The organism is Parabacteroides sp. AF14-59 (assembly GCF_003479515.1).
Taxonomy (GTDB): domain Bacteria; phylum Bacteroidota; class Bacteroidia; order Bacteroidales; family Tannerellaceae; genus Parabacteroides; species Parabacteroides faecis.
The window spans coordinates 101,012-114,968 of sequence record NZ_QUHH01000012.1; the positions used below are offsets into that span (position 1 = coordinate 101,012).

Consider the following 13,957-nt stretch of genomic DNA (forward strand, 5'->3'; position numbering starts at 1 on the left):
AGTTCTTAACGAACTCCATTAAATTCAATAAACCTGTTTCACGTAATGAGAATAAGTTCATCGCATCCAAATTACAGATGCTGACATTGATTTCAGGGATATTATTCGGAAATAAAGATACTCTGCTTCTACCGCAGAATACTATTTCCGATCAAGTATCCGAAACAGTTGGATCAAAAACGATTTAAACCTGCGATATATGAATAAAAGTAAATTGATCGAACAAATAGCAACAGATACCGGCATGACAAAAACTGATGTAAAAGCCGTGATCAACTCCTTTATAGACAATGCTACGGAAGCATTACAGGATGGTGACCAGGTCGTATTCCAGGGATTCGGAACATTTCTTCCCTGGCAACAGACCGAACGGCCTGCCCGGAATCCCCAGACAGGAGAACCGGTGATGATCAAGCCGCGTACATCTGTCAAGTTCCGCGCAGGTTCAGATCTGTTAAAGGCTCTGAACAAATAATCCCAGGAAACTTCAGTATAACTATTCAACCAGCTATGGCTGTCTCTCCTGTGAAAGAAGATGATTTTTTCTATTTACGGGAATGTCTAAAATAATTATGACGTCCTCAAAAATATTTTGAGGACGTCATAAACAACTTTTATTGATGAAGAACATATCATCTATGTTCTATAAACCGGATCATATTTTACGATCACCTATTTTCCACCACAAATTTATAATCTCCCGATCCTACCTCCATACAGGAAAAACCATTGTCATATCCTAGTATTTTCATATCAGACACCCCCTTTAGGGAGCTGCCGCTTTCTGTTATCTTCGAATCTGTCGACGAGGGAAGATATATTCGCGCAGTTGTATTAGCAGGGACTGTTACCTGAAGTTCAAAGATATCTCCTTCCTTCTTCCAATTACTTACAATTGTTCCGTTTACAGATTCATAACTGCAATTTACCCACGAAAGATCGCCGGCCGGTTGCGGCTTGATCACTACTTTACTGAAACCGGGAGCCCCGGGGGTGATTCCTCCCAAAGATTGATACATCCACTCACCTACACTACCGAACATCGGATGGTTTTGTGAAAAGACATTGTCCGAATACCTCCAAGTTTCCCACAATGTAGTTGCACCGGATTCCAACATATGGCCCCAACCCGGAAAGTCTTTCTTGGTCACCATCTCATAAGCTATATCATTTCGGTTGTTAAGGCGCAAAACCTCAAAGACGGCGGGAACTCCGAAAATACCTGAAGCGACATGCCCATCCCATTTATCAATTGCTTGTAACAGGACATTGAAAGCTGGAGCCTTTTCATTTTCCGGAATCAAGTCATAGAACAAGGCAAAAGCTTGCGCTGCCTGGGTACAATTACCGACTTTTCCTGTACCGGCCTTCAGAAACTCTTTAATAAAAGCCTCCTTTATCTCTGAGGCCAACTGAGTATATGTCTGAACATCTTTTGTTTGTTTCGTCAGAGAGGCAAACTCTGCCAATAAAATCACATGATGATAATAATGAGCCGTTGCAAACAATGACGGAATACGTTCCTCAAGACTTTCATGATCATTGATACATCCTCCTATCCTATTCCCTTCTGCTTTCAAACGGAGAAATTCCACCTGTCTACGCAAAGCAGGGTAAAAGTCTACGATAGTTCGCAGATCACCATAATATTCGTATAACTGCTTCTGCATGAAAGCAAAAGCCAATTGCCAGCCAATCGGACCAGAGTCGTCTCCCAACCCCTCTGCTGCAATTCCGTTATAAGGAGCTGTTTCCGTTATCCCACCTTCAGGGCGTTGATCGTTAGCAAAGTCTTGAATCGCTTTTCGATAGAAATTCTCCATATCATAGAACCAGCAGAAAGTCCTGGCTGTACCGACAATGTCACCGCCATAACCGAATTTTTCGCGTGCCGGACAATCAGACTGCACACTGAATAAATTACTGTGGAATGTATAGTCTAGTACTTTATCCAAACGATTTAGCATCGGGTTAGAACATTCGAAACGCCCTGTCTTCTGCAAATCTGCACTCAAACGAACTCCTTCAATATCTGCCAGAGAGGGCCGACCGGGCCACCCGGTTATTTCAACATACCGAAAACCATGAAATGTAAAGCGAGGCGACCATATTTCCTCATCTTCGCCCTTCAAAATATAAACATCTTCCTGCCAGGCAGTCTGAGGTTGTCCGGGCATATTCCAATTGGCATTCCAAACTTTCTTCTGTTGTCCGGCAACCGAGGTCATAACATTCAAACTACCATCCGAATAGACATCTTCTCCGTAACGAATTTTCACGGCTATTCCTTTCGGACCTTTGACTTTGATACGTGCAACACCGGCAAAGTTTTGTCCCATATCGAATATAAACTCTCCCGGACGGCATTCAGTCATTCTGACCGGTTTTATAACTTCAAGAACCCGGACAGGTGGCTGCATCTGGACACTCAATTGTCCGGTCGGTATTTCCGGTACCAGTATAGCCTGTTTCCAATTGGTGTCGTCGAAATCCCCGGTATCCCAACCTGGAATCTCGTGACGGGCATCATAATGTTCACCCAGATAAACATTGTTACGCATAATCGGACCAGTTGCTGTTTTCCAACTTCCATCCGTACATACAGTCTCTATCGAACCATCTGTATACTGAACACGAAGCTGTGCCTTCAGACAAGGCCTACCGATAGTCAGATATTCTCTTAAAGGCTGAAAAATACGGATAGGTAGCGGATTATAGAATCCGTTTCCTAACATAACACCGATCGTATTCTTTCCGGAGGCGATCAATGAAGTAATATCATACGTACTATATAATATTTGTTTCCCATAATTGGTCCAACCTGGGTCGAGCACATGGTCTCCGACACGTTTTCCGTTCACACTGGCTTCATAATATCCGATACCGGCTATATATAAACGAGCTTCCTGCACCGGTTTACGTAATTGGAAATCTCTACGAAAGAGCGGGGCAGGATCATCCTTATAGAAATCCTCTTCCTTTTCCGGTGCTTTGGAACCGTCCGCGATCCACTCGGCTTTCCAGTCAACCGAAGACAACATGGCTGTCTCCCACCAAGCCGTCCGACTCCAATCGGAAACCTCACCGTCCTGATTATAAACACGAACCCGCCAATAGTAACGGGTAAAAGGTTTTAACTTTTTACCTGAATAAGTGATATTCACATTCTGTCGGCCATCAACCTTTCCGCTTTTCCAGACCAATTTCCTTCCATGCTGAAGATCATTTTCATTCAAAGAAACCTGTATCTCATAAGCCGATTGCATCTGGTTGCGAGCTTGTGACTCCAATTGCCATCCAAGCACTGGGGTTAGGGCATCCGTACCTAATGGATTTTCCACATACTCGCAGGTCAGTTTCTTCAACTGTAACGGTTCGGCACCTGCAAGCCAGACAAAACCAGCCAAAAGACAGATCAAAAGTCCTGTCCTTCTCATTATAAAGTTATTATTCATTATTCGTCTATTCCTAATGTTACATTAATTTAACAGGGCCCAACATACCTGTCGGTGCCCACTTTTGATGATGAGTCCATGCCTGCCCGATTTTATTTTCGGGGGTGGCCTTCAAATAATTACCGACTGTTGTCGTAATCTTTATCTGCAATGATTTGACCGGAGCCTTAGCTAAATGTTCAGGCAACTGATACACATGGTTTCCATACCATTTACATCCCAGGTTCTCTCCATTCAGAGTGACTTCAGAAACGCCATATACTTTCCCTAAATCCAGATAATAAAATCCGGCTGTATTCTCAACCGTCTTTTCATAATACAGGTTACCGGAAAACGATTGTGTTTCCGATTTTACAGAGAAGTCTACCAACGTATCCAGCTCACGTTTAGTCGATTCACCATTGATATGCGCCATCCTGACCGTCCATCCGTTCAGTTCGACCGGAGACGAACTCTGAAGCGGTAAAGCCGGAAGAGATATCTTCGAATCTTTTAGCTCCTCAAAAACAATCAGTCTGGAAGCGGCTGGCTCCAAATCTATCTGTAGAGTCGATCCGGAAGATACGGGATAAGGGCTCCGTTCACCTGTTTCCGGATTCCATAACCAAGGAGTTCTGCCATTCGCTGCAAATGTCGCCTGTATCCGTATTTCATCCTCCGGATTACAATTCGTTATAAAGTAGATGTCCTTATCTCCTGTCTGATGACGAATCTGGCTAATGTAAGGACTCGGTGCATCAATCTTCATATAAGGGACAATGCCGCATTGCTGTTGTATCTGGCGGAACCAGGAAATCATCTCAACCGGGGCTTCTACGAAAAAGACTTGTGACGGATAAGATTCCTTGATTCGGCTAATCGCCTGTCTGACTCTTTCGTCGTTTGCATCATGATCTTTAAACCCTGGAGATTTATGAGGTTCTTTACCGACAAAGATCAGTTTACCTCCGACTTTAACGAATTCAACCAGTGTCTCAGCTGTTGCAGGCATCATCGACTCTACTTCCAACAGCATCAATGTATTATATTTCCTATTATTGAAAATAAGGTTACCTTTCTTGAAACTGCTTTGTTGAATGACATTCTCGCTTATATAGTCACAACTATTCCCATTCTGATGAATTGCTTCCCACACATGGTATTGATAAGACGGATAATGCAGGCTGGGGAACGGATCACGTTGTGGCCCGTGTATCGTCCACATATCGGCCAGCGGATGCATCACGGCAATATCTGCAAAGAAGTCGGATTCCTGAAGAACCGTCGATACACGGCTCTTATAGGTTGCCCACAAATTAAAGTAAGGCCACCAACTATTCCGTTCGTTAAGGAATGCCCCGTACATGATCCAACCGGGGAACGGCACTTCCCGTGGACTATAGTTAAAACCATGCAGGATTGAATGAGTTACACCTGAAAGGTTACTCTGGTCTCCTGTCATCTTTATTTTTTCCAGCGAGGCATTAAAAGCATTGCTTGTATTGGTTATCTCCTCACAACTGACCAATCTTTTTCCTGAATAATGTGCAGCCGATGCCACAAACTTATTCACATTCGTATTTGTCGGTGACTTCACAAAAGCATCCTTGTCACAACTATCCGCATTCCAGAACCAAGTCTCGCATTCGGGAATATCGACTTCAAAAGAGGCTTCCAGTGGATGAAACTCACGACCATAAGCCTGTACCCTAGATTTGAAATTATACTTATTACACCATTGTGTATAAGGTTTTAGAAAACGGTCTTTGACAATATCCATACAAGTGACAAAAAAGTCATAACGAACACGGTCGACTTCTTCTTTCGCCTTCCCGGAGAGAGTCGTTGCTGCCACTCCTTCGATCGCATGTCCCATATGCCCGACTTTATACAAAATAAAAGGTAGATAAGGAGTTACATCATATCCTCTACGCTGTTGGAACTCTTTTGTAAAGTCATGGCACCAGTTCGCTCCCTCCAATTCCATACTGTCACAGAACATAGCTCTGAAACCTTTCAGTCCCTGAATCGCCGGGAACAGATGATCCGACATACGATTCAGGAATTTCTCTACCGCAACCTGATTATAATGGTTCAGCACAGGGCCAGCGGCACCAGGAGCACCATTAATCACAGCCTGAAAACCGGTTACCTTAACCAGAGCATACAGAATATGCTCACCTTCCGGTAATTCGACAGTGATCACCTCCGCCCCTTTTTCAAAAGGAATATCTTTACCCGGAGAAAACGTATTCATTTCTACGGGGGCCAAACACAATGAATGCAATTCACTGATTGATCCTTCATACTTGGAACCGACCTGCGGAGAAGCATCTTTCAGTAAATCTACTGTCTTCAACTGTATTTTACCGGGACCTTTTACTTTTTGGGCCGTTTGCGTCATTAATTGAGTCTGTTCCTCCGGTTGCAGAAATTCTCCGCCAAAAGGCCAGCCGGATCCGACTATGATATCGCAAATCATTCCACGTTCTTCAGCCCCTTTCAAAGCTGTTTTAACCATTTCAATCCACTCGGGACTCAACCATTCCAGTGACGGGATCCCTAAGTCGTCTCCACCAGGGAACCTGATCGGATTGATTTCGACACCACCGATACCAGCAGCTTTCATTATATCCAGTTCACGGAAAATCTCTTTGGCTGTCACTTTATCCCCGTTCCACCACCAGCGGACAAATGGCTTGGAGGTAACGGGCGGATTCTGAAACAGCATGTATAGACGGTCTTCTTCATCAGTTCCGGTTCCATTTTGGGCAAACCGGCATCCCTGCATCAATGGCAGACTCAAGATCGACATCATACCTGATTTAATAAAGGTTCTTCTTGTTAGGCTCATATTCTGTGATTTATAGATTTATATTCCTTCTTCCAATACAAAGTCTTCCATCAGACCATAATCTAGTTGATCATAATCATTACCCGAAGGACGCCCTCCCATTTTCCTAAAGTTTCCCGGTCCTACAATACCCCGAGACTGCACATTATGGAACGGTTCCATCAGATTCTTATTACTTCCAACCACTTTTATGCAGATTGTATTTTCTCCTTTCTGCAGATATTCGGAAATATTCAATGTATACGGTTGAGCAAAAATGATCCCCGCGGGTTTCCCATTGACTTCCACACCGGCGACTGTTCCTTCCCAATCGTTCAGACGCACACGATATAAATGCTCCGGATCTGTCAGATTATACTGTTTAGTATAAGTAACTGTTCCCGGATAAAAAGACCATCCCTGTTCTTTCCAGCTTCCAATTGACAGCTTTTCTACCAGAGCTTCGATCGTCCACCCTTTTGCTGCCGGTTTCACACAGAAATCACCTAAAATATAAATCGGTTCTATCTCCGCATGGATTTTCATCGGCGACAATTCCAAAGATAATAAATTCTCTCCGCTCTTTACGTTCGCACCTATGGAAAATACCCCCATATCTTGACCGAGCCAGAATTTTCCGACTTCCGGCTGAATCTGTTCCATATTCCTTTACAGGTTCAGAAACTGTTTGCTTAATGTATTAAAATCAGCTACACCATCTTTCTGTGCCTTATTACACGATATCAGCAATAACAACAAAGCAAAAATAAAGATGGAGAAGTGTTTAAACATGGTATATATGATTTAAATGTTGTATTTTCTGTTTTTATTAATCAGGAAGATGAACTTAATCATCTTCCTGATAGCTTATAATCAATAATCCTTATATCCTGGATTTTGAACTAACTTATCATTAATTTCCAATTCTCTCTTATTAAAAGCAAAGATCAAACGTTCCTTCGTTACATTGAATGCAGAAGGTAATATCCATCCATATAACCTCTTCATTTCTTTGCCATATTCATTCATCACTGAAACCGCTTGCCCTGTACGGATCAGATCCGTCCAACGGTGATTCTCAAAAGCCAACTCATGTCGCATTTCATCAGATACATTCTGCTTTGTTGCAACAGTCAGAGGTTTCAGACCAGCCCTTTCACGAACTTGATTTAAATAAGGAAGAGCTTCTGCCTCTTTCCCCTGTTCCACCAAAGATTCAGCTAACAATAACAAGGCTCCGGAATAACGATACAATGGGAAATTATCACCAGCCTGGTCAGGATAAACATAAGGCGGATGGTAATATTTACTACAGAAATAACGGAATGCCTTCCCAGCAGGAACCGTATAGTCTGCAATATCCTCCGTCACCAATTTATCAACCGTAAATAAGTCACCATCCAAAGTTCCTTCCGCAATATGAACAGAAATAGGCAAACGTTTATCTCCCGGTTCATACGATTGAATCAGTTCTTCAGTCGGTACATTGTTACCGGCATTACTTCCTCCATAATTGTCACATCTCACTCCCATCAAAAAATCTGTATTTGTACATCTGGGAATGCATCGCCATGGAATATTACTGTGTTGTCCACCTTCTCCGTCCAGATACTGAACTTCGAAGATTGATTCTTTTCCATTCTTGTTCGATGGATCAAAGACTCTAGCATAATCCTCCTCCAAACTATATCCCATTTTAGTGATATCTTTCAAATCTTGCTCAGCTTTTGCATATTCACGATTCGGCTTTGTCATATAAACATAAGCACGCAACATTTTCGCAGCCCCCTGAGTAGCTCTTCCAGACTGAGGGAAATGATCCGGCATCGGCAATCCGATCTCTATTGCTTCACTCAAATCGTTTATCAGTTGATTATAGATTTCATCAACAGTCGAATTTGGAACGAATGCATCCTTTTCACTAGTTACTTCAGTCAACATCAGAGGGACTGGTCCCCAGTGTTGTACTAAATAGAAATAATAAAAAGAACGCATGAATAAAGCTTCAGCCTTCACCTTAGACTTTTCTGTATCAGTCATTTGAGACCCATCAATTCGGCTTAACACCGTATTTAATCGAGCAATTCCTGCATAGATATCATTATAAGTATTACTTAAAACGGATGTTGTTTCATCATCTAAAAACAAAGCTACAACCTCCACGTTCAAATAAGGACTCCTATCCCCATTATTCATGGAATAAAATGTATTATCAGACCTTTGTTCATCCATAAAAATACCATTAAATGCTATCGGACGCAACTTCTCATAAGACCCGATCAAAGCCTGGTCGAAATGTTCAGCTGTCTGATAAAATGAAGATGAATTTATAGATGTCTCCGGATACAAATTCAAGAAATCATCAGAACAGGAATTCAATCCCATCAATGCAGCTAATAGCAAACTATATATATGTTTCATATTTCTACTATTTTCGTATTATTTAAAATTTAACATTCAATCCGACAGAGAATGTTCTTGCCACAGGATATGAACTATAATCCAATCCTTGTTGATGTCCTGCTGAACCATAAGCATTTACTTCCGGATTCATACCTGGATATCCTGTTATTGTAAACAAATTCTGTCCACTACCATATATACGTAAACTTTTTACATACGGATTAGACTTCAACGGAAATGTATAACCTATCGTCAAATTTTTAAGAGACAAATATGAACCATTAAATACCCAACGAGAGTTATTAAAACGGAACAATTCTGTCGTACCACTTCTTGTTCTGGGAATCTTTCCGTTACCCGGATTTTCTAACGAACGCCAGCGTTCCGCAACCTCTTTCCGCACATTAAACACACCATCCAGATTCTCTGTCCACTCATAGGTTCCGTCCATCACATCCCCACCGACAGCACCAGCAATCACAAAGCTTGCATCAAAATTTTTCCAGAAGAACTCATTCGTCATACCATAAATAAAATCCGGATTTGGATCACCGATCATTGTACGGTCATCCATATCAATTACTCCATCGTTATTTATATCTTTCATACGTACGGTACCAACCATAGAACTCGCATGCTTAGGTTGAGAATCAAATTCTTCTTGCGTCATATAAACTCCATCGTAAACATATCCCATAAAGAAACCGAGAGGCTTGCCTACTTCCAGTCTATGATAATCCATTTGGTTAGAATTACCTCCCCAAGGAACATTATTAGTACCCAGCTTCATTACTTTATTTCGATTGAATGTTACATTCAAATTGGTATTCCATTTGAAGTCACCTACAAGATTCTTCGTCTCAAGGCCAATTTCATGCCCCCAGAAACGAAATTCTCCGATGTTGGACTGTATGCTTGAAAATCCGGATTGATTAGGAATATCCACTCGATACAATAATCCATCCGTCTTTTTCCTATAATAATCGTAAATAAGGAAGATTCTATCATTTAATAATCCCACATCAATACCCACATCGTATTGATTGGTCGTTTCCCATGTCAAATCATTATTTCCGATTGCATTCAAGGCTTTTCCTCCAACAATTGTGTTATTGAAAACATAATTCGCACTACTTGCTGAAGCTATATAAGAATAATTACCGATATTATTATTTCCGACTTTACCATAACTAGCTCTGAACTTCAAGTAACTAAGAGGATCCATATTTTCCATAAAACTTTCATCTGAAACAATCCAACCTAATGAAACAGATGGAAAATTCGCAAATTTCGAATATGCACCGAAACGTGAACACCCATCACGTCTGAATGTTGCCGACAATAAATATTTACCATCATAATTATAATTCAAACGAGCCAAATAAGAAATAATAGCCCAATCATACCAATTACTGGCATCCGAACTTCCATCTTTGCGGGTTGCAATACCAACCCAAGGAACCTCATCATCCGGATATTGAGATGCCGATACTTTAGCATTCTGCGAAGTAGCCTTTTGTGTACTATAACCCAACATCGCATCAATTGTATGTTTTTCCATGAATGTTTTGTTATAAGTAACTGTATTCTCCAGCAACCAAGTCAGATAATTACGGCTATAATATTCTCCGGTAGCCGGATTAGGAGGAGCAGATCCCAAACCGCCTTGAGCCGTTGACGGAGTCCAACGGTTTACTGTCTGATTCGAAAGATCGATATTTGCACTAAATTTATATTTCAAATCTTTAATAAACTCGATTTCAGCAAAAGCATTCAAAAGACCGTTAATATCTTTCGTCACATTTTCCCGCTGAGTAAGTACCAAATAATAGTTCGGATTGGCAAACATTCCTGGCTGCGTATAAGAAATAGGATATGTACCATCATCATTTTTGTATTTCAACTGAGGGTCCATCAAATAAGCACAACCGATAATACCACGACTTTCTCCCAATCCCGGAGGTATTTGTCCCGAACGATAAGAACCACCCAGATTCAATCCAAATTTCAAATGATCATTCGCATTAAAAATATTATTAGCTCTGGCAGAAAAACGTTCGGAATAAGTATTTATAATAACACCTTCTGTTTTATTATATCCTAAATTCACAGATGATTTTATTTTAGCAGTACCTCCGGAAAGTGCCAAATTGTAATTTTGCGTATTAGCTGTACGCAATAACACATCATACCAGTCTGTACCGTTAGTCAATAATTCTGGATGCTGATAGACCTCGGGAACAGTAACATTCGGATCTTCATAACGAGCTTGATCTTCATAATATTCTTTTTTAAACTGAGCAAATTCTTGTGCATTCATTACGTCCGGCTTACCTCGGTTTGAAACCTTTTCCCATCCGTAATACATACTGAATTCTATATTCATCTTTCCTTCTTTAGCTTGCTTCGTTGTTACCAGAATCACACCATTCGCAGCTCTGGAACCATACAAAGCTGAAGATGCAGCATCTTTCAAAACGGTTATATTTTCAATTTCTTCCGGATTGATTGCATCCAAACCTGTGAGAGAAGGAAAACCGTCAATAACGACTAACGGACTATTACCGCCTGAGATAGAAGCTTGTCCGCGAACCCTAAAAGAGATTCCACCATTCGGCTCACCGGAATTCTGGTAAATCTGTACACCCGAAAACTTACCCTGCATTTTTTGTCCTATATTAGGGACAGGCATATCAACCAACTCATCTGTACTCAGTCGGCTCATTGATCCGGTTAGATTACGTACTTTCTGCGTTCCGTAAGCAACAACAACAACTTCATCTAATTGCTTCGTATCTTCCTGTAAAACAACATCTATTTTACTCTTTTCTCCAACAACCTGTTCTTTTGATACATACCCTAGATAATTAAAGACTAAAACAGCTTTATTATTGGGAACACTGATCGAATAATTACCATCCATATCCGTAACAGTGCCTTGCGTTGTTCCTTTAACCATAATAGCAACTCCTAACAGAGCCTCTCCATGATTGTCTGTAACTTTTCCGGTTACGAACTTTTCTTGTTTTACATTATTAATATCCGCAGATTCCTTTCCGGCAGAAAGAACAATATAATTTCCTTCTATCGAATAATTTACATCTGTTCCGTCAAAAAGGTTACTTAAAACATCTTTTAGAGATTTCTTATCCATATCCAAAGAAACCTTCTGATTCATATTTACATGCTTATTATAGACGAACAAATAATTAGATTGTTTTTCTATTTCTTCCAAAACCTGCTCTAATTGAATATTATTCCGTTTAATGGTAAACCGGAGATTTTGTGAATTGGTATTTTCTGCATGTAGGCAGAAAATGAACACGAATAATAACAAATAGGTTATTTTCATGATTCTAAAAAAGTGTTTACACCGTGAGCTTTTAGCATAACAAGTCCACGATAATGATTTTTTATTCATATCTTTGTAATTCTAGTATGATTAATACAATTATTATTTATTGTGTTAATTAATTGCCGATAAGTGTGGGCGCACTTGTCGGCATTTTTTAACAAGGCTAACTAAAGTGTTTTTACCATAGGCTCTTCATTTTTAAGTTATACAATTATTATTTAATATAAATCACAGAATCGTCTTCACTCCTCCTGAATGTATAATCAGCATCTTTTTGTAATACACGCAAGGCATTATCAATACCATCTGCAATACGAAATTTTCCACTGAACACATGATCTGACAATTTTTTATTTTCAATGATGATACGGATACCATAACTTTTTTCGAAACGAAGCATTAATTGATCAAAGCTTACATTTCTAAAGCAAATTAAGCCTTCCCGCCAACGAAATAAATCATAATCACCGATCTGGCTGGAAAAAAAGGTTCCATTAGCAAAATGAACTTCATGATCCGGAGAAAGTAATAAAGCATTCGAAGGATCATTCCTGTCTGTTACCTTTACGGCTCCCTCAATTAATGCTGTCGAGAAATCCTCCGAATCGGCATAAGCATCCACATTGAACTTTGTACCTAACACTTCTATGTCACATTTACTGGTATGAACAATAAATGGTTTATCGTTATCATGTTCTACTTCGAAATAAGCTTCACCATTCAATATCACTTCACGCCTGGAACCTGTAAAAAAAGCAGGATATTTAATTTCCGAACGAGCATTTAACCAAATTTCCGTTCCATCCGGTAATCTTAGATTAACTCGTTGTCCGGCCGGGACAACTATTGTGTTCATAGCTAAACGAATCTCATCCATCTTATTTGTATAAATAAAGAAACCAACTAAACATACTACTGCAACAACAGCCACAATCCGTACTATTTCAAATATTCGAGTCCGAGAATAAAAAGGATGTCTCTCCTGTTTTATTATTTGTACCTCTTTCCTGTGCCGAGATAAAATAACCGCATCATAAAATTCACGTTCCCGCATCAGTTCTTCCTTATGAACAGAGTCTTCTCTCAGCCAATTTTTTATAATTAACTTTTCTTCTTTCGAAGCCGTATTGTCAAAAAACTTATATAATGTTTCCTTGTCCATAATTAGCACCTTTCGTATAGTAAAGCAAATAAGTAAGTAATATCCCTAAACCAAAATCATTTTTTTTCAAAAAAAATCTCATATCTGTTTCTCATCAGAGATGATCTAATCAAAAATCCTATACATTATTAATAAGAAAGGGAAATAATCTTTCAAAGCATCTCTCAATAACTTTAACGTTTTGGTTATATGGTATTCTATACTTTTGGTCGAAAGACCGACTTCTTCCGCTATTTCCCGATGATTTTTATCTTGATATCTACTCATGATAAATATATTTCTTGTTTGTTCCGGCAAATCAGCCAATGTCTTATCAATAATATGCTGTACCTCTTCCGAAAATAATCTTTCCGGATTACAAGCTTCCAGAGTTGCTATCTTTATCTGTAATTCCCACTCCTCTGTCTGAATCAAATATTTTTCTATATCATCACGTGTTTTTAACCGCTGAAGGTAATTCAGACATTTATGCTTTATAACTGTCAGAATATAAGAAGGAATATTATTTCCCTCATTCAAAGTCGTTCGATTTTCCCAATAATACATAAAACTTTCAATGACAATGTCCTCTGCCTGATCACTGTCATAAACATAAGTTTTTGCAAAACGAGTAAAACGATCTTTGTATTCTCTAAATAACTGATTAAAAACTTCTATATCCAAATAATCTCCCATAAGATAATAAAGTTAACAAGGTAAAGATATGGAAAAACTTTACAATATTCATGTGATCATAAGAACTAAATAACAAAGTATCACGTATTCAAGTC

At 39.8% G+C, this 13,957-nt stretch carries 10 protein-coding genes; 2 read left to right on the forward strand and 8 right to left on the reverse strand.

The features are described 5' to 3' along the window. Together DWW23_RS26725 and DWW23_RS14175 are read left to right on the forward strand one after the other, a co-directional pair. Window positions 1-188 (forward strand): hypothetical protein (locus DWW23_RS26725; protein WP_233564339.1); only part of this gene is annotated, 188 nt, incomplete at its 5' end. Between the two features lie 11 nt (window positions 189-199). Then, window positions 200-475: an HU family DNA-binding protein gene (locus tag DWW23_RS14175; RefSeq protein ID WP_122353936.1), complete on the forward strand. Its 276-nt coding sequence runs from the start codon at window positions 200-202 to the stop codon at window positions 473-475. 193 nt (window positions 476-668) lie between these two features. Here the strand turns inward: DWW23_RS14175 and DWW23_RS14180 are convergent, their stop codons facing one another. From DWW23_RS14180 to DWW23_RS14210, 8 genes are all read right to left on the reverse strand, one after another. Continuing rightward, window positions 669-3,437 (reverse strand): family 78 glycoside hydrolase catalytic domain, encoded by a 2,769-nt coding sequence (locus DWW23_RS14180; RefSeq protein WP_199664150.1) that lies wholly within the window; start codon window positions 3,435-3,437, stop codon window positions 669-671. A gap of 37 nt (window positions 3,438-3,474) precedes the next feature. Beyond that, entirely contained in the window at window positions 3,475-6,252 is a 2,778-nt protein-coding gene (locus tag DWW23_RS14185; RefSeq protein WP_158583190.1) for a glycosyl hydrolase, read from the reverse strand. Between the two features lie 54 nt (window positions 6,253-6,306). Further along, complete coding sequence (locus tag DWW23_RS14190; protein ID WP_122353938.1) at window positions 6,307-6,930, reverse strand: hypothetical protein; 624 nt, start codon at window positions 6,928-6,930, stop codon at window positions 6,307-6,309. Between the two features lie 6 nt (window positions 6,931-6,936). Beyond that, on the reverse strand, window positions 6,937-7,059 hold the full coding sequence (locus tag DWW23_RS26940; RefSeq protein ID WP_255419610.1) for a hypothetical protein: 123 nt from the start codon (window positions 7,057-7,059) through the stop codon (window positions 6,937-6,939). A gap of 81 nt (window positions 7,060-7,140) precedes the next feature. Next, on the reverse strand, window positions 7,141-8,688 hold the full coding sequence (locus DWW23_RS14195; protein ID WP_122353939.1) for a RagB/SusD family nutrient uptake outer membrane protein: 1,548 nt from the start codon (window positions 8,686-8,688) through the stop codon (window positions 7,141-7,143). 22 nt (window positions 8,689-8,710) lie between these two features. Further along, window positions 8,711-12,022: a TonB-dependent receptor gene (locus DWW23_RS14200; RefSeq protein WP_122353940.1), complete on the reverse strand. Its 3,312-nt coding sequence runs from the start codon at window positions 12,020-12,022 to the stop codon at window positions 8,711-8,713. Between the two features lie 217 nt (window positions 12,023-12,239). After that, window positions 12,240-13,187, reverse strand: a complete 948-nt coding sequence (locus tag DWW23_RS14205) for a FecR family protein (protein WP_122353941.1) — start codon at window positions 13,185-13,187, stop codon at window positions 12,240-12,242. Window positions 13,188-13,292: 105 nt separating this feature from the next. After that, window positions 13,293-13,862 carry an RNA polymerase sigma-70 factor gene (locus DWW23_RS14210; RefSeq protein ID WP_122353942.1) on the reverse strand — a complete coding sequence of 190 codons (570 nt, stop codon included), beginning with the start codon at window positions 13,860-13,862 and terminating at the stop codon, window positions 13,293-13,295. Window positions 13,863-13,957: the final 95 nt, after the last annotated feature.